Origin of the sequence: Pseudomonas sp. BN414 (assembly GCF_029871275.1) — a bacterium.
Lineage (GTDB): Bacteria > Pseudomonadota > Gammaproteobacteria > Pseudomonadales > Pseudomonadaceae > Metapseudomonas > Metapseudomonas resinovorans_C.
The window spans coordinates 247,212-268,317 of record NZ_SSOL01000065.1; the positions used below are offsets into that span (position 1 = coordinate 247,212).

Sequence of the window (21,106 nt, forward strand, 5' to 3'; positions counted from 1 at the left end):
AACTCACCAGTCCAGTATTTAGAAAGAAATGTCAGACAATTCATTTCCGACCAGCGGCCCAGGCCGCCCAAAAGATCCAGCGAAGAGAAAGGCGATTCTCGAAGCTGCGAAAAATCTTTTCCTACAGAACGGCTACGACGGCAGCAGCATGGACGCCATCGCCGCCGAGGCCGGCGTTTCGAAGCTGACGGTCTACAGCCACTTCACCGACAAGGAGACGCTGTTCTCTGCCGCGGTGAAGGCCAAGTGCGAGGAGCAGTTGCCAGAGCTGCTGTTCGAATTGCCGGCAGACGCCAGCATCCAGCACGTGCTGCTGAACATCGGCCGCAGCTTCCATCAGCTGATCAACAGCCGGGAATCCCTGGAATTGCACCGGGTGATGGTGGCCATGGCCAACCAGGATCAGAAGCTGTCTCGGATGTTCTACGAGGCGGGGCCGCTGCAGATCCTGCAGGAAATGACCGGCCTGCTGGACCACGCCAACCAGGCGGGCAAGCTACGCATCGACCACCCACAGAACGCGGCCGAGCATTTCTTCTGCCTGATCAAGGGCGGGCACAACTTCCGCATGCTGATCGGCTGTGCCGCAGCGCTGGAGGGGGACGAAGCCGAAGAGCACGTGCAGGAAGTGGTGGAGCTGTTCATCAGGGCCTATGCACCCTGAGCGGTTGACTGATGGGGTTCCGCAGGCCGGGCTGAGTGATGCAGCCCGGTTCAAGCGCTGTCAGCTACCCAGCTTCTTCTTCGGGTAGATGTCGTAGCGGCTTGACTTGCCTTCCAGCGCATAGCCTGGCTTCGCGCCGTCGATGATCGGCGCCTTGCGTGGCCGCTTCACCACCACCCGGTGGCTGGCCAGGGCCAGGGCAGCCTCCAGTAGGGCCGGCGCATCCTGGTCATCCCCGACCAGAGGGCGGAACAGGCGCATTTCCTTCTTCACCAGGGCGCTCTTGTCGCGGTGCGGGAACATCGGGTCGAGGTAGATCACCTGGGGCGCTTCGCCTTGCCAGGTGCGCATCAGCTCGATGGCGTTGCCATGCAGTAAACGCATGCGCGCGGCGATTGCCGCCGTCTCCAGGTCCTGTGCGGCGCGGGTCAGGCCATCTTCCAGCAGCGCGGCGATCAGCGGCTGGCGCTCGATCAGCGTCATGTCGCAACCCAGCGTCGCCAGGACGAAGGCATCACGACCAAGCCCCGCCGTGGCATCCAGCACTGTTGGGCGGACGCCCGGCTGCACCCCGACGGCCTTGGCAATCATCTGCCCACTGCCACCCCCGAACTTGCGCCGGTGGGCAGAGGCGCCCTCGACGAAATCAACCCGCACCGGCCCGGGCGAGTCCGGCCCCAGCTGCAGCAGTTGCAGGCCCTCACCGCCCAGCTGCAGGGCGAAATCCGCCTCGCCATCGCGCGCCAGGCCCAGGCGTGCCGCCCAGGCATCCAGCGCTTCGGCAAAAGCCGGTTCCAGGGCCTCAGCCCTCACCCTGACAGAATCTTCACTCATGGACGCAATCGCCTGACCGGTAAAAACCCGCGCATTCTGCCAGAGCAGGGACGGAGATTCGCGCCCGTCTCAGCGGCACATATGGAATAGCCCCATATCCAGGTGGAAGTGATCGCGATGGGCAGCGTTGTAATCCGGGCCGAGGGTCACACTGAAATGTTCACAGGCCGCCTTCAGCACTTCGCGCAGGAATCGGGCATTGTCACCATCCCCGGCCCAATCCCTGGCTACCGAAATATGACGACCGTCGGCCAGCCGGAATCCGGCGATATCCAGCGCATTGGCCGCTGCATGCTGACTGCGGCGCTGGCTGTCGCCGATATTGCGACAGGCGAAGCTGCCCAGATGATCGATGCGTACCACGCGCTGGCCGAATATCTGCTGCGCGGTAGGCTGCAGGCTATGGCGCTCGAACAGGGCGAAGGCTACCGCTAGCTCGCACGTGGAGATGAAGCTGCTGCTGAATGTCAGATCGGACGCGCTGATACGCACACTGTTGGAAAGCGGGCAACCGGCGACAGGAGCGCTATCGGGCAATGCCGCGTAGCGCAGCGGAGAACTGGTCAGAGCCAGTCGGCAAAGCTCGCGGTCGCCCTGCAAGCGTGAGAGCTTGAAGCGAGTCACCAGGTTAGGCGCGTCCCGCACATCCAGCGGCGCCCAGGGATTCCAGCGTGGCGGCAGCTCCAGGCGCCAGCCCCGCTCCAACGTCGGCGCCAGCAGGAGGGCCAGCGCCGCGAGACCGGCCAGGATTCGACGCAAGACAGGCTCAGGGCCTGAACAGATCGTTCAAGCGATCGAAAGGCATCGCACGGGACATCGGTTCGAGATCACCCCGGCGCAATGCTTCGGCTGACTGGAAGAACGCCCCCAGGGCCACGCGCGCCAGAGTCGAACCGACGCTGACGCGCCTGACCCCAAGCTCGGCCAGCTCATCCAGGCTCAGCTTCAGACTGGCCGATCCCACCAGCACGTTCACCGGACGCGGCGCCACGGCGTGCACGACCTCATGGATTTGTTCACGCGTGGTCAGGCCCGGCGCATAGAGCACATCGGCGCCAGCTTCCGCATAGGCGACCAGCCGGCGCAGGGTGTCGTCCAGGTCGGGGCGGCCGTGAAGGTAATTCTCCGCCCGCGCAGCCAGCGTGAACGGAAAGCCGAGGCCGCGCGCCGCCGCCACCGCCGCACGAATGCGTTCGACAGCCAGTTCCATGGGGTAGATGGGCTCGTCGGGACGTCCACTGGCGTCCTCGATGGAGCCGCCTACCAGGCCGACAGCCGCGGCAGCACGAATGGTCGCCGCGCAATCCTCGGGATGATCGCCGTAACCGTTCTCCAGGTCCGCCGCCACCGGCAACGGCGTGGCTTCCACTATTTTGCGGGCATTGGCCAGAGCCTCGTCGCGACTGACATTGCCTTCGGCATCCCGTCGTCCCAAGGCAAACGCCAGACCGGCACTGGTGGTCGCCAGGGCATGGAATCCCAGATGGGCGAGCATCTTCGCCGAGCCGGCGTCCCAGGGGTTGGGCAAGACGAGAACGCCGGGGCCGCGATGCAGGCTGGCGAAGGCTTCACCGCGTTGTGCTTGGGTGGTCATGGCAGGCTCCGCATTCCGGGGGAAGAGTTCAGCCTAGCCCAAGGTGATGCGAGACAGTTCGTGCTGCGGCGAACTGTCGATTTGGATTGCAACGCCGCTATGGGGCGACGGGTCAGCGGTCAGAGCAGGCCAAGTTGTTGCGCTGGCGGCTCCGGAAGCACCAGCTCCGGCAGCCCTGGCAGGCGCTCGCGGAGGCAGGCATGGAAGCGCAGGGCCTGGGCAGCAGCCAGGTGGTTGTCCGGGGTATGCAGGAAGATGTTCGGTGTGAGGCCCTGTTCGATCCAGCCGGCAATCTTCTCCAGCCAGGGCGCGAGGAATGGCTGGTTGGCATCCAGGTCCGGCCCGCCGATGAAACGCACCTGCGGACTGCCGCTGAACGCCGTGGGGCGCACCGGCACGCGGGGTTTCTTCGATTGGGCATGGAGTACCGCCGGGTCCTGGGAACGAACGCTGAACAAGGCCCGCGAATCCAGGCAGATTCGCTCCACGCCGCGCTCATGCAACAGGCGGTTGAGCAGCCGCTCGTCGTCGCCCTTGTCGAAGAAGGCAGGGCTGCGCACTTCCACGGCGATAGGCTGATGCTGGAACTCGTCCAGCCAACAGGCCAGCTCGCCCAGTCGGTTCGGCCCGAAGGCAGCCGGCAATTGCAGCCAGAGCGGCGCCAGGCGCTGACCAAGGGGCGCCAGGAGCTTGAGGAAGTCGGATGTGGCGGCGAACTGGTCGCGCAGATCACCTTCGTGGCTGATGTCGCGGGGCACCTTTGCACAGAAGCGGAACTGCTCCGGCATCGTGTTCGCCCAACGCTGCAGGGTGTCGGCGGAGGGTCGGGCGTAGAAGGTGGTGTTGCCTTCCACCGCGTTGAATACCTGGACGTAATGACCAAGGGTATCGGCGGGTCGCAGGTCAGCGGGGTAGAAGCTGCCGCGCCAGGCCGGCTCGTTCCAGGACGGGCAGCCCAGATGGTAGGGCAGCATCAGGCGTAGAGATCGAGGCCGAGAACTTCGGGCGCGTCGTATTCGGCGGTCATGCTGGCGGTGCTGCTGTAGCTGGCGATGGCCTGGGCGGCACGGTTGCTGATGCCGCGCTGCTGCTGGATCAGGTCCTGCGGGCGCACCGGCAGGCTGTCTGTGGAGCCATTGCTGGCCTGTACACGACGGAGTTGCGGAGCCTGTTCGTAACCCTGGGTCGAAGACGGGGTTCCCGGCTGCTCACGGCGAGCTTCTTCTTCACGCTGGACCTCGCGGAAAGGCGTAACCGCGCTGCCCTGACGGGGGCTGCGTTCCAGTGGAAAGGTGGAGGTAAAGCCGTCGATGCGCATCGATTACTGCTCGGCAGTGCTGGCGTTTCGAAATTATAGCCGGTGGACTCTAGCCGCCCGGCCACGGCTTGGCAATCCGCGGCACGGGGCTCAATGGCGCAATTCTATTGCGGCGCCTTGGGCGTGGCGACGTTGTCGCGCAGGTAGACCGGTTGCGCCTGGTCGGCGGGCAGGCCTTCGCCCCGCGCCCAAGCGAAACGAGCCAAGGTCAGCAGGTCTTCTGCATGGGGCAGAAGGTTTGGCGACTGGCCACTGACCGCCACCGGAATCCGTGCGGCGAAGGTGCCCCAACCGGTGCCGGCCCCGTACCAGTCACCGCTCGCATCGCGCGGCAGTAGTGCCTGCTCGGGCGGCAATACCGCTTCCCCACCGGCCAGGCGCATTTCGCCAGCGTCCAGGCGGTAGCAGCCCCAATAGACCTCATCCATGCGCGCATCGATGGCGGCAGCTACCTGGTCGACACCCTGCTCGCGGTGGGCGCGCTGGGCCAGAACGGCCAGATCGGACACCGGCAGCACCGGACGATCCAGGGCGAAGGCCAGCCCCTGCACAACGCCAATGGCGATACGCACACCGGTGAAAGCCCCGGGACCACGGCCGAAGGCGATGGCATCCAGCGCCGACAGCGGCACACCGGCCTCGCCCAGCAGGGTCTGGATCATCGGCAACAGACGCTGGGCGTGCAGACGCGGGATCACCTCGTAGTGGCTGAGCACCTTGCCGTCGTGCAGCAGGGCGACGGAGCATGCTTCGGTGGCGGTATCCAGGGCCAGCAGAGTGGTCATCGATCAGTCCAGACGCAGAAAAAGGCGCGCATTATAAACGCCAACGGCCCGCAAGCGGGCCGTTGGTCAGATACGGGCTGCGTCTCAGCTGAGAGCGGCCAGCACCTTGGAGGTGATCTCGTCCACCGAGCCCACGCCGGCAATGGCGCTGTACTTCGGGGTGCCTTCAGCGGCGGAGAGCTTCTGGTAGAAATCCACCAGCGGTTTGGTCTGCGAGTGGTACACGGCGAGACGCTTGCGCACGGTCTCTTCCTTGTCGTCTTCGCGCTGGATCAGGTCTTCGCCGGTTTCGTCATCCTTGCCGGCAACCTTCGGCGGGTTGTGCTCGGTGTGGTAGACGCGGCCGGAGGCCAGGTGCACACGGCGACCCGCGATACGACCGACGATTTCTTCGTCGTCCACTGCGATCTCGACCACGTGGTCGATGCTCACACCGGCTTCCTTCATGGCTTCAGCCTGAGGGATGGTGCGCGGGAAACCATCGAAGAGGAAGCCGTTGGCGCAGTCGGGCTGGGCGATGCGTTCCTTGACCAGGTTGATGATCAGGTCGTCGGAAACCAGGCCACCAGCATCCATTACGCTCTTGGCCTGCAGGCCGAGCTCGGTACCGGCCTTGACGGCTGCGCGCAGCATGTCGCCGGTGGAAATTTGCGGAATGCCGAACTTCTTGGTGATGAAACCGGCTTGAGTACCTTTGCCGGCACCAGGGGCCCCCAGCAGAATCACGCGCATCGATGTGCTCCTCAAAGATTTTGTTTTCAGATCGGTCGGATTTGCCTCATGGGGCCAATCTCAGAATAGGTTTTCGGCGTCGCTGTCGGGCCAAAAGGACGTTCAAGATACACAGCGCCCCTATAGCGCACAAGACGCCGGAAGGAGGGGTGAAAACGGCCTCAACCGGTGTTGCGGAGCCCTGCTGCGATGCCCGCAACGCTCACCAGAAGGGCCTGTTCCAACGGCCCTTCGACGTGCTCTTCGCAGCGTCTGGAACGGGCCAGGAGCTCCGTCTGAAGCAGGTGCAGGGGGTCCAGGTAGGTATTGCGCACACTGATGGCTTCGCGGGTCTCCGGGTTATGCGCCAGAAGCTCGGACTGACCGGTCAGAGCCAGTACCGAAGTACGCGCCTGCGACAATAGGTCGCGCAACTGCGCACCCAGGGATTTCAGCTCTTCCGGCACCAGCCGCTCGTCGTAGAGCGCGGCGATATTGGCATCGGCCTTGGCCAGGACCATCTCCAGCATGTCGATGCGCGTGGCGAAGAACGGCCAGCGCTCGCGCATCCTCTCCAGCAGCTGGGTTTCACCACGTTGCTGGGCATTGGCCAGGGCCGTTTCCCAGCCCAGCCAGGCCGGCAGCATCAGGCGTGTCTGGGTCCAGGCGAAGATCCAGGGGATCGCCCGCAGGCTTTCCACCCCGCCGGCGCGGCGCTTGGCCGGTCGACTGCCCAGCGGCAGACGGCCCAGTTCCTGCTCGGGCGTCGCCTGGCGGAAATACTCGACGAACTGCGGATGCTCACGCACCACGGCACGGTAGGCGGCCACACCGTCCGTCGCGAGGCGGTCCATGGCGGCGCGCCAGGCCGGTTCCGGCTCCGGTGGCGGCAGCAGGGTCGCCTCCAGGACAGCAGCCAGGTAGGTGTTGAGGTTCTGCTCGGCGATACCCGGCAAACCGAACTTGAAACGAATCATCTCGCCCTGTTCCGTGGTGCGGAAACGCCCAGCCACAGACCCCGGCGGTTGCGACAGGATCGCCGCGTGGGCCGGACCGCCGCCGCGCCCCACGGTGCCACCGCGACCGTGGAACAACAGCAACTCCACCTGATGCTCGCGGCACACGTCCACCAGGCGCTCCTGAGCACGGTACTGCGCCCAGGCGGCAGCGACGGTGCCGGCATCCTTGGCCGAGTCGGAGTAGCCGATCATCACTTCCTGCGGGCCGTGCAGCCGGGCGCGATAGCCGGGCAGGCCCAGCAGGCGGTCGATAGCGGGCCCCGCGTTGTCCAGATCGGCCAGGGTTTCGAAAAGTGGCACCACGCGGATAGGTCGTTGCAACCCGGCTTCCTTGAGCAGCAATTGCACCGCCAGCACATCGGATGGAGCTCCGGCCATGGAGATAACATAAGAGCCAAGGGAAGCAGCCGGCGCATGGGCCACCACGCGGCAGGTGGCGAGTACTTCGGCGGTGTCGGCGGAGGGTCGGTAGTTCGCAGGCAGCAGCGGGCGGCGGTTGTCCAGTTCCCGCTGGAGGAAGGTCAGGCGGGTCTCTTCATCCCATTCGGCATAGTTGCCGAGGCCCAGGTAATCGGTGATCTCATCGAGCGCAGCGGCGTGGCGGCCGGCGTCCTGACGGACATCCAGGCGTACCAGGAACAGGCCGAAGGTGGCCGCACGGCGCAGGCAGTCGAGCAGCGCGCCATCGGCGATCACGCCCATGCCGCACGCATGCAGCGAGTGATAGCAGAGCTCCAGGGGTTCCAGCAGCTGGGTGTTCTCGCTCAGCACCTCGGCACCCGGCGCGACGTCGCCATCCAGCGCTGCTTCCGCCCAGGCACGCGTGGCGCGCAGGCGGTCGCGCAGTTGCTTGAGTACCGCACGATAGGGTTCGGGATGGACACCCACCCGCACCCGCAACTCATCGCTGGCCTGCTGCATGGACAGCTCGGAGGCCAGGTGATCGATGTCACGCAGATAAAGGTCGGCCGCCATCCAGCGCGCCAACAGCAGCACCTGGCGACTGATGGCGGCAGTGACATTGGGGTTGCCGTCGCGGTCGCCCCCCATCCATGACGCAAAACGCACCGGCGCGGCGGTCAATGGCAGGCGCAGGCCGGTGGCGGCGTGCAGGGTCCGGTCGACATGGCGGAGCACATTGGGCAGGGCGTGCCAGAGGGAATGTTCGATCACCGCGAAGCCCCATTTCGCCTCATCCACCGGGCTTGGCCGGCTGCGGCGGATTTCCTCGGTGTGCCACGCCTCGGCGATCAGGCGCAGCAGGCGCAGGCGCGTCTGCTCGCGCTCGGCATCGCTGAGATCTGCATGATCCAGGGCCGCCAGTTGCGCGGCCATGGCGTCGTATTTCTGGATCAGCGTGCGGCGTGCAACTTCGGTGGGGTGGGCGGTCAGTACCAGTTCGATGTCCAGCCGTCCGAGCTGCCGGGCCAGTTGCTCCGGGCCGTGCCCAGCGTGGAGCAGGCGCTGCAACAGGTCGCCGAGCACTGAATCTTCGAAGGGTTGCGGTTCGTCCGTGCCGCGCCTGCGGATGCGGTGGTACTGCTCGGCGATGTTCGCCAGGTTGAGGAACTGGTTGAAGGCGCGAGCCACCGGCAGCAGTTCGTCGTCGCGAAGGCCGTCGAGGGTCTCGATGAGCTGGCGCTCGCCCTGGGCCGAGCCTTTGCGCGCGGCCTTGGCGCCCTTGCGAATGCGCTCGATCTTATCGAGGAAGGCGTCCCCCAACTGGGCACGAATGGTGTCGCCGAGCAACTCGCCGAGCAGGTGGACATCTTCACGCAGGCGCGCGTCTATTTCGGCCATTGCCTTCCCCTCCTTAGCTGGATTCGACCTCCAGATTGCCGATAGCGCCATGCAGATACAAGGGTGCGACGAACGGTGTATCCCCATGCGCCTGCGAGCTAGTCTGAACAGTAGCCGCCATCACGAATGACGACTCCCGGGTGGCAGAGACCGCCCGGAGTTCAAAGCCACCCACAACCACGTGGGAAGAGGATGAGGTGTCTATGAAGATCCGAGAACTGGTTCGCCATTGGGAGCAGAACGCCAAGGGTCGCCTGACCCGCAGCGAGTACAGCATTCATCTGGACCTGGAGTCCGCAGCGCGACTGGCCGCCCTGGCCGAGATGTATCCGAAGCGCAGCGTCGAGGAGCTGATCGGGGAGCTGGTCGGCTCCGCCCTCGAGGAGCTGGAAGCCAGCTTCCCCTACGTCAAGGGCAGCCAGGTGGTCGCCACCGACGAGCAGGGCGACCCGCTCTATGAAGACATCGGGCCGACGCCCCGTTTCCTGGCCCTTTCACGCCGCTACCTGCGGCAGTTGAGCGATCCGCGCGACAACACGAACCACTAGACCGCCGCAGTCCGTTTCAGCCCCGCCGATGCACGCCCGGCACGTGCAGATGGCCTGCGTGCGCGCATTCCTCGCTGGTCACTGGCGGTGGTCCGGGCTGCTCCAGTTCGCGGAGGATGCCGCAGGCTTCGCTGGCTCCCACGCCGCTGCAGCGTGCGCGCAGCTCCCTGAGCTGGTCGCGCAGGGAATGCAGTTCGGCGATCCGCACCTCCACATGGTGCAGGTGCTCCTCGATCAGTCGATTGGCGGTACCGCAGTCGGCCTCGGGGCGATCGCGCAGGGCCAGCAGCGCACGGATTTCTTCCTGGGTCATGTCCAGCGAACGGCAGTGACGAATGAAGGACAGCCGCTCCACATGGAGTGTGTCGTACTGCCGGTAGTTGCCCGCACTGCGCGAAGGCTCGGGCAGCAGGCCTTCACGTTCGTAGTAGCGGATGGTTTCCACGGGGCAACCGGTGAGGGTCGCCAGTTCGCCGATCTTCATGCTCGACCTCCGCTTGACTCTGTAGTTGCTACAGGGTGTGCAATGCCACTCGAAGCGTCAAACAGGAATTGACCCATGAGCCACCATTGCTGCCACGACCATGACCACGCGCCCCGCTCCGCCACGGCGGAAATAGCCGCCGTCGCCGCTACCGCCGAAGCGCGCTGGAGTAGCTTGCGCATCGACGCCATGGACTGTCCCACCGAGGAACGCCTGATCCGCGACGCCCTGGGTAAGGTCCCGGCAGTCGAGGCGCTGGAATTCAACCTGATGCAGCGCCTGCTGCGCGTTCGGCACCGTTTCGACAACGTCGAGCCCTTGCAGCGCCTGATCGAAAGTCTCGGCATGCAAGCGGTGCCACTGACCGAGGGCGCTGCCGCCACGGCGCCGGCCCAGGCGAAGAAACCCTGGTGGCCCCTGGCGCTGGCGGGGCTCGCAGCACTGGCCGCGGAATCCCTTGAATGGTTTGGCCTGGCGCCCGAGTGGGTGATCGCCGGGCTGGCGATACTCGCCATCCTCGGTGCCGGCCTGCCCACCTACAAGAAGGGCTGGATCGCCCTGAAGAACCGCAACCTGAACATCAACGCCCTGATGAGCATCGCGGTCACCGGCGCCCTGCTGATCGGCCAGTGGCCGGAAGCGGCAATGGTCAGCGTGCTGTTCGCCATTGCCGAGCTGATCGAAGCACGCTCACTGGAACGCGCGCGGGACGCCATTCGCGGCCTGCTGCAACTGGCCCCCGAGCAGGCCACGGTGTTCGAGGACGGACAGTGGCGCGAGCGTCCGGCACGCGACGTACTGCCCGGCACCCGCCTGCGGGTGCGTCCCGGCGAGCGCATCGCCCTCGACGGTGAAGTGCTGAGCGGGCGCTCCAGCGTCAACCAGGCCCCCATCACCGGCGAGAGCCTGCCAGTGGAAAAGGACCTGGGCGACCCGCTGTTCGCCGGCACCATCAATGGCGAAGGTGAAATGGAGTACCGCGCCACCCGCGCCGCCGACGACAGCACCCTGGCGCGCATCATCCATGCGGTGGAAGCCGCACAGGGCGCGCGCGCACCGACCCAGCGCTTCGTCGACCGCTTCTCGAGCATTTACACCCCGGTGGTGATTCTCATCGCCGTACTCACCGCCCTGCTTCCCCCGCTGCTGTTCGACAGCGCCTGGCTCGACTGGCTCTACCGTGCACTGGTGCTGCTGGTCATCGCCTGCCCCTGCGCACTGGTGATCTCCACGCCGGTGACCATCGTCAGCGGCCTCGCCGCAGCGGCGCGGGGCGGCATCCTGATCAAGGGCGGGGTTTTCCTCGAACTCGGCCGCAAACTTGCGTGGGTGGCCCTGGACAAGACCGGTACCCTGACCGAAGGGCGCCCTCGACAGACCGATTTCGAGCTGCTGCAGGCGGGTGAGCGCAATGCCCGAGCCCTGGCGGCCAGCCTGGCCGCCCGCTCTGACCATCCGGTGTCCCAGGCCGTGGCACGCGCCGCCGAAGTCGACGGCATCGCCCTCTACGCTGTGGATAACCTGGCCGCCCTGCCCGGCCGCGGCGTCAGTGGCCAGATTGCAGGGCATAGCTATCACCTGGGCAATAACCGCCTGGTGGAAGAGCTCGGTCTCTGCGGGCCAGAGCTGGAAGCGCGCCTGGACGCTTTGGAAACACAGGGCAAGACAGTGGTGGCGCTATGTGGTGAAAACACTGTGCTCGCGCTGTTCGCGGTGGCCGATACCGTGCGTGACAGCAGCCGAGAAGCCGTTGGCCAGCTGCATGAACTGGGGGTGAAAACCCTGATGCTCTCCGGCGACAACCCGCACACGGTGCAAGCCATCGCCGGCCAGGTGGGCATGGATGACGCCCGCGGCAACCTGCTGCCTGAAGACAAATTGGCCGAGATCGGCAAGCGCCAGTCGGGCGGTGTGCCCGTGGGCATGGTCGGCGACGGCATCAATGACGCTCCGGCCCTGGCCCGCGCCGACATCGGTTTCGCCATGGGCGCGGCCGGCACCGATACTGCCATCGAAACCGCCGGCGTGGCGCTGATGGACGACGATCTGCGCAAGCTGCCGCAATTCATCCGCCTGTCCCGCCGAACCCACAGCGTGCTGATGCAGAACATCAGCCTGGCGTTGGGTATCAAGGCAGTGTTCCTGGCGTTGACTCTGATGGGCGAAGGCACGCTGTGGATGGCGGTGTTCGCCGATATGGGTGCGAGCCTGCTGGTGGTGTTCAACGGGTTGCGGGTGTTGTCGCCGAAGTCGTTGGGCTAACAGAACGTAGGTTGGGCCGGGCGGCGTTCCGCGAGTGCAGCGAAGCCCAACGTTGCCCGGTTCAGCTCCGCCGTTGGGCTTCGCGTAGCTCAGCCACAACCTACGCCAGCGCGTCCTGGTAAATCTTCACCTGGTCCGCACCAAACGCCACGTAGGTTGGTCTGAGCGCAGCGAAGCCCAACGTTGCCCGGTTCGGCTCCGCCGTTGGGCTTCGCGTAGCTCAGCCACAACCTACGCCAGCGCGTTCTGGTAAATCTTCACCTGATCGGCACCAAACGCCACCAACAGCGCCTCACGCAGGTTGCTGCCGGCCGGCCTCGGCCGTTTCAACTCGGCTACTGCGATGCGCGCTGCTTCCTGCAACGGATAGCCATACACCCCGCAACTGATCGCCGGAAAGGCGATGCTCGCCAGCCCTTCGGCGTCGGCCAGGGCGAGGCTGTTGCGGTAGCAGTTGGCGAGCAGTTCAGGTTCGCGGTGTGTGCCGCCGTGCCAGACCGGCCCGACGGTGTGGATCACGAACCGCGCCGGCAGGCGGAAGCCGGGCGTGATACGCGCCTCGCCCGTGGGGCAACCGCCAAGGGTGCGGCAATGGGCGAGGAGTTCAGGGCCGGCGGCGCGGTGAATGGCGCCATCAACACCCCCGCCGCCGAGCAGCGAGGAGTTGGCGGCATTGACGATGGCGTCCACCTCCAGGGTGGTGATGTCGCCCTGCCAGATACGAATGTCCATAGGGTCACCTCCTTACGGAGGCTAGTCCTTATTTGACCTCTTGCGGGGTCTCCTGACCTACGCAGCGCACCGCTTTCTTCTTGTTATCCACAAGCACGCCGGTCAGGCCCTTCTGCGTGGTATCGAACATCACCAGCACGCCGTCGATGCACTGCGCCACCTGTGCGGCGGGCTCCAGGGAGACCTTGTAGTCCTCGCCGGGGACGGTCTTGAGCATGGTGAAGTCGGACAGCAGCAGAGCATCTTCGGGTTTGGCGAAGTGCAGGTAGCCGTAGTACCAGAGCACCATCACGGTGCCGACAATGCTGCCGATGCCGGTGAGGATCAGCGGGATGGGATTGCGTTCGCTCATTGGGGACTCTCTGTATTCGGGACTTCAGCCAGCCGGCGCAGTCCGACGAAGCCCTTGGGGTCTTCGAGGTAAAGCACCATTACCTTGCGCCAGGTGGGATCGCCGAAGGTCTGCACATGGCCGCCGCGGACCGGCTGGAATACCCGCGGCGGGGGCGCAGCTTGATACAAGCGCACGCCGTTGGAAAGGGGCACCACCGGATCGTCGATGCTGTGGTAGATCAGCATCGGCAAGCCCTTCAGCTCGCCAATGCCGCGTATGGCGCTGTCTCCGTCGGGCACCAGCCAGGACAGGGGTACCTGCAATGGCCAGAGCGGCCAGGCATTGGACAGGCTGAAGCGGGCCACCTCGCGGTAGCTGGCGGGTACGCCGTCCAGTACCAGGGCCTTGAGCCGACCGCGGCGCTCCGGGCGCTCGGAGAGGTAGTGCACCGCCAGGGCGCCTCCGATGCTCTGGCCGAGCAGCACGACCGGTTTGCCCTGGACCTCCGGCGCCTGGTCGAGCCAGGCGAAGGCGGCATCGATGTCCTCGTAGAGCGCCGGCAGGCTGGGCGAGCCCTCGGAACGGCCGTAGCCGCGATAGTCCAGCAACAGCACCTGGTAGCCCTGCTCCGGCAACCACCAACTGCCGCCCAGGTGAGTGGCGACATTGCCGCCGTTGCCATGCAGGTGGAGTACCGTCCCCTTCACCTCCACGCCGGGCTTGGCCGGCAGCCACCAGGCATGCAGGCGCGTGCCATCGGCAGCAGTCAGGCTGATATCGCGATACGCCAGCTTGGCCTTTTCCGGCGTGAAGGGCAGGTACTGGTCCGGGTAGAAGAGCAGAGAACTGCAGCCTTGTAGGAACAGGGCGAAAAGAATCAGCAGGAGGCGAGAAGCGGGCATGTGCATTTCCTTCCTGAAACATCACAGGCCAGCCCTGCGGGCTGGTTGGCGAATGAATTGGCTGGGCCTGCATTAAGTGTTGCGAGTGGCGGCATTGCCCGTAGGAGCTGGCTTGCCAGCGAATGGCCTCTTTTCGCTAGCAAGCTAGCTCCTACAAGGTTGCTTCTGGCAGCAGGCATAGCCAACGAATTCGCCCCTACAGGTGCCTTGTCGGGGCGAGTGCCTTCGCCCCTCCAGGGTAGTCAGAGGATGTTGGCGTAATCCGCCTCGATGCGGTCCAGGCTCAGGTGGTTGAGGAAGTTGGAGAAGCACATCCAGGCCGACAGCGCGTTGAGGTCGCGGAACTGCGGCGGCAGGTACTTCGGCGGCACCACCAGACCTTCGTCCACCAGTTGGCGCAGCGTGCGGGTGTCCTCCAGGGTGGTCTTGCCGCAGAACAGCAACGGGATCTGCTCCAGCTTGCCTTTGCGCACCGCGAGCTGGATGTAGTTGTAGATCAGGATGAAACCCTTCAGGTACGACAGGTCCTTGGTGAAGGGCAGCCCACCCGGCACCGAACCACGGAAGGCGCGGCTGGCGCTGCCATAGCTCTCCTCCATGGCGTAACCCTGCTCGCGGTAGAAGTGGTAGACCTCGAGGAAATCAGCGCCCTCCTCCGCCATGTGGATGGCACGGGTCCGGTTGGTCAGCCGGCGCAGTCGGCTCGGGTAGGAAGCGAAGGCGATCACTTCCATCAGGATCGCCAGGCCTTCCTGGGTCACGGTGGAGGACGGCGGGCCCTTGGAGAGGAAGGTGCAGATCGGTTGGTTCTGGCCGTTCAGGGTGGTGCCGACGTGCACCAGCCCCTCGTGGACTTCCAGGGCGCGCACGTCGCGTTCGTTGAACAGGGCGTCGGCGCGAATCTTGATGTAGTCGGCGCCGGCGGCCGCGTCGGCGACGATGCCGTCGGACTCGAACACCCGGATGGTGTCATCGCCGAACACCTCTCCCAGCCGGCTCTGCAGCAGGTTGACGGCGTCCTTGGCGCTCAGGGTCTTGGGATCGTCCTTGAGGTCGCCACGGTCGGCAATGTTATTCAGGTAGTCCGAGAGCATCAGGCCGAGGTCGGCCAAGGTCGGGTCACCGGCATGGAAGGCATCGGACGCCGCACCGTAAAGCTCCTGGGAAATCAGACCGAAGTCCGCGGTGCCGCGCGCTTCCAGCATGCGGATCACCATGCGGTATTCCTTGCACATGCGCCGCATGATCTGCCCCACCGGGTTGAACTGGCCCAGGTGACGGGTGATATCGCGCTCGATGTTCTGGAATTCCAGCTTCTTCTCTACCGAGTCGAAGGCCAGCGGGCGGCTCTCGTAATAAGCACGGTCCACAGCGGGCATGGACTTGCCCTTGTGCTTGAGGAAGTCCTGGCGGACGCTGTCGTCCCATTTCACGGCGTCCAGCACGCGGATTGGCGTCTGTGCCTGGACGATGCGATCGGACAGCGCGCGGATGGTCTTCTGGTAATCGTCAGGGAGCTTGCGACGGGTCATCGTGGGCTCACTCCTCGGCCGAGCGCTGGTAACGCGCCACTTCAACGAAGACATCCGAGTTGGCCGGGTCATCCAGCCAGCCGAAGACGACATCCAGCGGAGTGGTGATGAGCACGCCGTCGCCGTCCGGCATTTCCACGGGCTGGCCCTGGAACTTGCCTTCCTGCATTTCCTGTTCGATGCGCTCGACATCCAGGTTGTAGACCACGAGTTCGTTATCCGTGGTCAGTTCGAAACCGGCGATGGCGAAGTTCGCGCCCATTTTCTTCGGCAACCCGGCAGAGAGGTACCAGCGGCGGCCGTGATGGGCGACGGTGAAGCCGAACTCCTCCATGCCCTCCAGGTTGTCCTTGCTGCCCTCGAAGCTGCGTGCCTTGTACACGTTGGAGCCGGAGCGGCTGATTTCCAGATACTCGCGTTCGCCCCATTCGTCCTTGCGGGTCCAGTCCCCGAGCAGTGGGATGGGGGCCGGCTCATTGGCCGGAATCGGATCCTTGAAGGTGACCAGGCAGCCGCCCAACAGCAGGAAGGACAGGGCAACCACGGCACGCCAGACTTTCATCTCGCTCTCCTTGTGATAACGAAAAACCCCGCCTCGCCGGCCAAGTGAACACGTCGCGAGCGATGGCCAGGCTGGGCGAAACAGGCGAAGAAGCGCAGTTTACACGTAGTAAATGAGCATTCTGAGCCTGCTTTCAACGACGCATGGCCGAGTGCAGCAGTGTTCACGCAGCCGCCGACACGGCGGGGTTTGATCTATGCGCCTAGAGTCCCATCACCAGGTAAAGGTAGCGTTTAAGGACCGCTCGCATCTCGTCGATGTCGAGGTTTTCCACGCCGTCGAGGAGGCCCTGATATTCCATCCGCAGAATGACGGCCGTCAACACCTTGGCGTCTTCGGTGGGTTCGGCCGAGCCCAGTACCTGGAAGAAATGCTCCGCGCCCTGCGAGAGTATCCTGCGATGTGCGTCAGCAAGATTACGGAGACCGGCATTCAGTAGCGCTTCCTGGCGGAAGGCATGTTCGGCCAGCAACTGGTCGCGGTTCTCTTCGAGCTGGCTACGCACGTACTGGATGGCCAGTTCGACGATCTGGTCGGTCATTTCCCGGCGCGAATCGCCGTCGCGGCTGAGCACCCCGGCCATGGCCTGCAGGTCATCCTCCACGCTGGCCCAGAAGGCCGCCATCACCGCCGAACTGCGCTCCACAAACTGCGCAAAGGTATCGGTGATGAGGTCGTTGATGTCCTTGAAGTAATAGGTAGTGGCCGACAGCGGCACCTGGGCCTCCGCGGCAACGGCCCGATGGCGCACGGCCCGTACACCGTCGCGGACGATGATGCGCATGGCGGCATCGAGGATCGCCTGGCGGCGTTGCTCGCTACCTTGGCGGCTGGCCTTGCGGCCCTGGTATTTCACGCTTTCGGCGACCGCGCTGGCCACGCGAGCGGCGCTGTCACTGCGGGACGACTGGCTCAAGACAGGAAACCCTCCGAACTCACTCAAGGTGAAAGTGTTGACCATTTATCCCGCTTATCAATGCAGGAACTGGCGAGATTTAGGCTCTGTCTCCCTGACTAGCGCCTTTTAGGAGCGGCGCCGGGGAAAAAGGTTCGCATGCCTTACGGCGGCCAAGAAAAAACCGCCCGAAGGCGGTTTCTTTCTTACTCCTGCATCAAGCCTGGGGCCGCATGTGCGGGAACAGGATGACGTCACGAATAGACGGCGAATTGGTGAGCAACATCACAAGTCGGTCGATACCGATGCCTTCGCCGGCGGTGGGCGGCATGCCGTATTCCAGCGCATTGACGAAGTCGGCGTCGTAATGCATCGCCTCGTCGTCACCGGCATCCTTCTCCTTGACCTGCAGCATGAAGCGCTCGGCCTGGTCTTCGGCGTCGTTCAGCTCGGAGTAGGCGTTGGCGATCTCGCGGCCACCGATGAACAGCTCGAAACGGTCGGTGACGCTCGGGTCGTTGTCGTTGCGGCGGGCCAGCGGGGAGACTTCGAACGGGTACTGGGTGATGAAGTGCGGCTGCTCCAGCTTGTGCTCCACCAGCTCCTCGAAAATCATCACCTGCAGCTTGCCCAGGCCTTCGTGGCCAAGGACCTTGGCACCGGCCTTCTTGGCGATCGCACGGGCGGTCTCGACATCCTTGAGGTCAGCGGCGCTGATTTCCGGGTTGTACTTGAGGATGGCGTCGAACACGGACAGGCGGGCGAACGGCTCGCCGAAGTGGAAGACCTTGTCGCCGTAGGGCACGTCGGTGCTGCCGAGCACCGCCTGGGCCAGCTCGCGGAACAGTTCCTCGGTCAGGTCCATGTTGTCTTCGTAGTCAGCGTAGGCCTGGTAGAACTCGAGCATGGTGAACTCGGGGTTGTGCCGGGTCGAAACGCCTTCGTTACGGAAGTTGCGGTTGATCTCGAAGACCTTCTCGAAGCCACCGACCACCAGGCGCTTGAGGTACAGCTCCGGCGCGATACGCAGGAACATGGCCATGTCCAGCGCATTGTGATGGGTCGCGAACGGCTTGGCCGCGGCGCCGCCAGGAATGGTCTGCAGCATCGGGGTTTCCACTTCGAGGAAACCGCGGTCGGACAGGAAGCGGCGGATGTGGGCGATCACCTGGGAACGTACGCGGAAGGTGTTGCGGGTTTCCTCGTTGACGATCAAGTCGACGTAGCGCTGGCGATAGCGCTGCTCGGTGTCGGTCAGGCCGTGGTGCTTGTCCGGCAGCGGGCGCAGGGACTTGGTCAGCAGGCGCACGCTGGTCATCTCGACGTACAGGTCGCCCTTGCCGGAACGGGCCAGGGTGCCTTCGGCGCCGATGATGTCGCCCAGGTCCCAGGTCTTGATCTCGGCCAGGGTTTCTTCCGGCAGGGTCTTGCGGTTGACGTAGACCTGCAGGCGGCCGCTGGAGTCCTGAAGAACGATGAAGGAACCGCGGTTGAGCATGATGCGACCAGCGACCTTGACCGGGATGGCGGCTGCTTCCAGCTCTTCCTTGGTCTTGTCGGCGTACTGCTTCTGCAGGTCCGCGAAGTAGTTCTCGCGGCGGAAGTCATTGGGGAACGCAATGGCCTTGGCTTCACGCACGGCGGCAAGCTTTTCCTTGCGCTGGGCGATCAGCTTGTTTTCTTCCTGTTGCAGTTCGTGCTGGTCGAGTTGTTGGTCGCTCATGGTCGTCTATCTGCCTGGCGTCAATTTCAAAAGAAGGTAACTGTAGGAGCGAGCTTGCTCGCGAAGCTCTTCGACGGTTTCGCGAGCAAGGACTAAGTGTCCCCCTCGCTCCTACAAAAGCGGCTCCGCGTCAGAGCCCTTGTTTGAGGCTGGCCTCAAGGTATTCGTCCAGATCGCCGTCCAGCACCTTGTCGCAGTCGCTGCGCTCGACACCGGTGCGCAGGTCCTTGATCCGCGACTGGTCGAGTACGTAGGAGCGAATCTGGTGCCCCCAGCCGATGTCGGACTTGGTGTCTTCCAGGGCCTGGGACGCGGCGGTGCGCTTCTGCATTTCCTGCTCGTACAACTTGGCCCGCAGCATTTTCATGGCGGTGTCCTTGTTGGCGTGCTGGGAGCGTTCGTTCTGGCACGCCACCACGGTGTTCGTGGGCACGTGGGTGATACGCACCGCGGAGTCGGTGGTGTTCACGTGCTGACCGCCCGCGCCGGAGGAGCGGTAGGTGTCGATGCGCAGGTCGGACGGGTTGATCTCGATCTCGATGTTGTCATCGATTTCCGGCGAGACGAACACCGCGGTGAACGAGGTGTGGCGACGGTTGCCGGAGTCGAACGGGCTCTTGCGCACCAGACGGTGCACGCCGATCTCGGTACGCAGCCAGCCAAAAGCGTATTCGCCCTTGATGTGCACGGTGGCACCCTTGATACCGGCGACTTCGCCTGCGGACAGTTCGATGATGGTGGCGTCGAAGCCGCGCTTGTCGGCCCAGCGCAGGTACATGCGCAGCAGCATGTTGGCCCAGTCCTGGGCTTCGGTGCCGCCGGAGCCGGCCTGGATGTCCAGGTAGGCGTTGTTCATGTCCATCTCACCGCTGAACATGCGACGGAACTCGAGCTTCTCGAGGATCTCGCGCAGGCGCTCAACTTCGGTGGAGACGTCGTTGACGGCGCCTTCGTCGTTCTCCTCGACCGCCATGTCCAGCAGGTCGCGGGAGTCGCCGAGGCCGCTGGTGAGGTCGTCCAGGGTTTCGACGATCTGCGCCAGCTGGGCACGTTCACGGCCGAGATTCTGGGCGTATTCGGGGTTGTTCCAGACGGCGGGGTCTTCGAGTTCGCGGTTTACTTCGACGAGACGATCATGCTTCTGATCGTAGTCAAAGATACCCCCGAATAGACAGGGTGCGATCGGAGAGGTCCTTGATGCTGTTCAGGATCGGGTTGATTTCCATGACGGGAAGCTCTCGCTGGCAAAACTTTCGGAAAAGCCGGCGAGTATACCCGAGTCACCGGATGCCGGCAGCATGCCAGCCGCGAAATGCGCCCCGCCGGCGACGCACGGGCGCCATGGAGCCCCGTCCCGATCAGGGCGCGGGGCTGGCTGCCACCATGGCCACCCGGTTACGGCCATCGTTCTTGGCCTGATAGAGGCCCTGGTCAGCCATGTCCACCAGCACCAGGGAAACCTGGCCCGACTTCGGCGTGAGCGTGGCGACGCCGATGCTGACGCTCAGCACCGAGCCCGCCACCGGCAGATCGTGGTGAATGCCCAGCGCCTCCACCGAGCGTCGTACCTTTTCCGCCAGCAGGCGTGCGCCGCCAGCCGCAGTGCCCGGCAGGATCATCGCGAACTCTTCGCCGCCGTAGCGTGCGGCCAGGTCGGTGGCTCGGCTGCAGCACGCTCGGATGGATTCCGCCACCCGGCGCAGCGCCTCGTCACCCGCTACGTGGCCGAAGTTGTCGTTGAAGCCTTTGAAGTGGTCGACGTCGATCATCAGCATCGACAGCTCGCTCTGCTCGCGGAGCGCGCGTCGCCACTCCATGTCCAGGTACTCGTCGAAGTGTCGCCGGTTGGACAGCCCGGTCAGGCCGTCGGAGTTCATCAGCCGCTGCAGCACCAGGTTGGCTTCCAACAGCTGCTGCTGGCTCTCGCGCAGGGCGCGATAGGCCTCGTCGCGCTGTTGCAGGGCAGTGAAGGAACGCGAGTGGTAGCGGATGCGGGCGACCAGCTCGATGGTGTCGGGCAGCTTGACCAGGTAATCGTTGGCGCCGGCGGCGAAGGCGGCGCTCTTCACCGTGGGTTCTTCCTTGGTGGACAGGACGATGATCGGCACATCGCGCAGCGCCGGCACCGCGCGGTACTCGGCAAGCAGGCTGAGCCCATCGACCCCGGGCATCACAAGGTCCTGAAGGATGACCGTGGGTTTGATCTGCAAGGCCACGGCGACCGCCTGAAGCGGGTCGGCGCAGAAATGGAAATCGATGCCCGGTTCGGCCATCAGTGCCCGACGCACCGTTTCACCGACCATGGCCTGGTCATCGACCAGCAGCACCATTGCCGAAGGCTCGACCGGCGTCATGTCCACGGGGTTGCGATAGGGGTATTGCATCACGCTCTCCGGGCCCGCAGGCC

The 21,106-nt window shown here is 64.6% G+C and carries 21 protein-coding genes; 3 read left to right on the forward strand and 18 right to left on the reverse strand.

The window, feature by feature from the left end; genetic code table 11:
- Positions 1-28: 28 nt before the first annotated feature.
- Positions 29-664 carry a TetR/AcrR family transcriptional regulator gene (locus E8E95_RS14205; protein WP_280351122.1) on the forward strand — a complete coding sequence of 212 codons (636 nt, stop codon included), beginning with the start codon at positions 29-31 and terminating at the stop codon, positions 662-664.
- Positions 665-724: 60 nt separating this feature from the next.
- On the opposite strand, the gene E8E95_RS14210 is transcribed toward E8E95_RS14205, so the two are convergent.
- From E8E95_RS14210 to ppc, 8 genes are all read right to left on the reverse strand, one after another.
- On the reverse strand, positions 725-1,498 hold the full coding sequence (locus E8E95_RS14210) for a class I SAM-dependent methyltransferase (RefSeq protein ID WP_280351124.1): 774 nt from the start codon (positions 1,496-1,498) through the stop codon (positions 725-727).
- A gap of 69 nt (positions 1,499-1,567) precedes the next feature.
- Positions 1,568-2,227: an extensin family protein gene (locus tag E8E95_RS14215; RefSeq protein WP_280351196.1), complete on the reverse strand. Its 660-nt coding sequence runs from the start codon at positions 2,225-2,227 to the stop codon at positions 1,568-1,570.
- Positions 2,228-2,264: 37 nt separating this feature from the next.
- A complete protein-coding gene (locus tag E8E95_RS14220) occupies positions 2,265-3,092 on the reverse strand; it encodes an isocitrate lyase/phosphoenolpyruvate mutase family protein (RefSeq protein ID WP_280351126.1) in 828 nt (275 codons plus the stop codon).
- Between the two features lie 119 nt (positions 3,093-3,211).
- On the reverse strand, positions 3,212-4,066 hold the full coding sequence (locus E8E95_RS14225; RefSeq protein ID WP_280351127.1) for a DUF72 domain-containing protein: 855 nt from the start codon (positions 4,064-4,066) through the stop codon (positions 3,212-3,214).
- On the reverse strand, positions 4,066-4,410 hold the full coding sequence (locus E8E95_RS14230; RefSeq protein WP_280351129.1) for a hypothetical protein: 345 nt from the start codon (positions 4,408-4,410) through the stop codon (positions 4,066-4,068). The genes E8E95_RS14225 and E8E95_RS14230 overlap by 1 nt, the downstream gene beginning before the upstream one ends.
- A 104-nt stretch (positions 4,411-4,514) precedes the next feature.
- Positions 4,515-5,195: a tRNA (adenosine(37)-N6)-threonylcarbamoyltransferase complex dimerization subunit type 1 TsaB gene (gene tsaB, locus E8E95_RS14235; protein ID WP_280351131.1), complete on the reverse strand. Its 681-nt coding sequence runs from the start codon at positions 5,193-5,195 to the stop codon at positions 4,515-4,517.
- A gap of 84 nt (positions 5,196-5,279) precedes the next feature.
- Positions 5,280-5,927 (reverse strand): adenylate kinase, encoded by a 648-nt coding sequence (adk, locus tag E8E95_RS14240; RefSeq protein WP_179060326.1) that lies wholly within the window; start codon positions 5,925-5,927, stop codon positions 5,280-5,282.
- Positions 5,928-6,088: 161 nt separating this feature from the next.
- Positions 6,089-8,725 (reverse strand): phosphoenolpyruvate carboxylase, encoded by a 2,637-nt coding sequence (ppc, locus tag E8E95_RS14245; protein WP_280351135.1) that lies wholly within the window; start codon positions 8,723-8,725, stop codon positions 6,089-6,091.
- A gap of 203 nt (positions 8,726-8,928) precedes the next feature.
- Between ppc and E8E95_RS14250 the strand changes: the two genes are divergently transcribed.
- Positions 8,929-9,273 (forward strand): pilin assembly protein, encoded by a 345-nt coding sequence (locus E8E95_RS14250; RefSeq protein WP_179060328.1) that lies wholly within the window; start codon positions 8,929-8,931, stop codon positions 9,271-9,273.
- A gap of 16 nt (positions 9,274-9,289) precedes the next feature.
- Here E8E95_RS14250 and cadR read toward each other — a convergent pair whose 3' ends face one another.
- Positions 9,290-9,757: a Cd(II)/Pb(II)-responsive transcriptional regulator gene (gene cadR, locus E8E95_RS14255; protein WP_077527635.1), complete on the reverse strand. Its 468-nt coding sequence runs from the start codon at positions 9,755-9,757 to the stop codon at positions 9,290-9,292.
- 75 nt (positions 9,758-9,832) lie between these two features.
- On the opposite strand from cadR, the gene E8E95_RS14260 reads away from it, so the two are divergent.
- Complete coding sequence (locus tag E8E95_RS14260) at positions 9,833-12,019, forward strand: heavy metal translocating P-type ATPase (RefSeq protein ID WP_280351137.1); 2,187 nt, start codon at positions 9,833-9,835, stop codon at positions 12,017-12,019.
- A gap of 231 nt (positions 12,020-12,250) precedes the next feature.
- Here E8E95_RS14260 and E8E95_RS14265 read toward each other — a convergent pair whose 3' ends face one another.
- From E8E95_RS14265 to E8E95_RS14305, 9 genes are all read right to left on the reverse strand, one after another.
- Entirely contained in the window at positions 12,251-12,751 is a 501-nt protein-coding gene (locus E8E95_RS14265) for an O-acetyl-ADP-ribose deacetylase (protein WP_280351139.1), read from the reverse strand.
- A 28-nt stretch (positions 12,752-12,779) separates the two neighbouring features.
- On the reverse strand, positions 12,780-13,103 hold the full coding sequence (locus E8E95_RS14270) for a hypothetical protein (protein ID WP_077527632.1): 324 nt from the start codon (positions 13,101-13,103) through the stop codon (positions 12,780-12,782).
- Entirely contained in the window at positions 13,100-13,993 is an 894-nt protein-coding gene (locus tag E8E95_RS14275; RefSeq protein ID WP_280351142.1) for an alpha/beta hydrolase, read from the reverse strand. The genes E8E95_RS14270 and E8E95_RS14275 overlap by 4 nt, the downstream gene beginning before the upstream one ends.
- 236 nt (positions 13,994-14,229) lie before the next feature.
- Positions 14,230-15,519 (reverse strand): flavohemoglobin expression-modulating QEGLA motif protein, encoded by a 1,290-nt coding sequence (locus E8E95_RS14280; RefSeq protein WP_280351144.1) that lies wholly within the window; start codon positions 15,517-15,519, stop codon positions 14,230-14,232.
- A gap of 7 nt (positions 15,520-15,526) precedes the next feature.
- Positions 15,527-16,081 (reverse strand): hypothetical protein, encoded by a 555-nt coding sequence (locus E8E95_RS14285; protein ID WP_077527629.1) that lies wholly within the window; start codon positions 16,079-16,081, stop codon positions 15,527-15,529.
- 202 nt (positions 16,082-16,283) lie between these two features.
- Positions 16,284-16,997: a TetR family transcriptional regulator gene (locus tag E8E95_RS14290; protein ID WP_077527628.1), complete on the reverse strand. Its 714-nt coding sequence runs from the start codon at positions 16,995-16,997 to the stop codon at positions 16,284-16,286.
- Positions 16,998-17,193: 196 nt separating this feature from the next.
- Entirely contained in the window at positions 17,194-18,699 is a 1,506-nt protein-coding gene (gene lysS, locus E8E95_RS14295; RefSeq protein ID WP_280351148.1) for a lysine--tRNA ligase, read from the reverse strand.
- Positions 18,700-18,829: 130 nt separating this feature from the next.
- Positions 18,830-19,925 (reverse strand): peptide chain release factor 2 gene (prfB, locus tag E8E95_RS14300; RefSeq protein ID WP_280351150.1). Its coding sequence is split into 2 segments (ribosomal slippage): positions 18,830-19,852 and positions 19,854-19,925, totalling 1,095 coding nucleotides; the frame shifts between segments, so codons are not numbered across the junction.
- A gap of 132 nt (positions 19,926-20,057) precedes the next feature.
- Positions 20,058-21,083 (reverse strand): diguanylate cyclase, encoded by a 1,026-nt coding sequence (locus tag E8E95_RS14305; protein ID WP_280351152.1) that lies wholly within the window; start codon positions 21,081-21,083, stop codon positions 20,058-20,060.
- Positions 21,084-21,106: the final 23 nt, after the last annotated feature.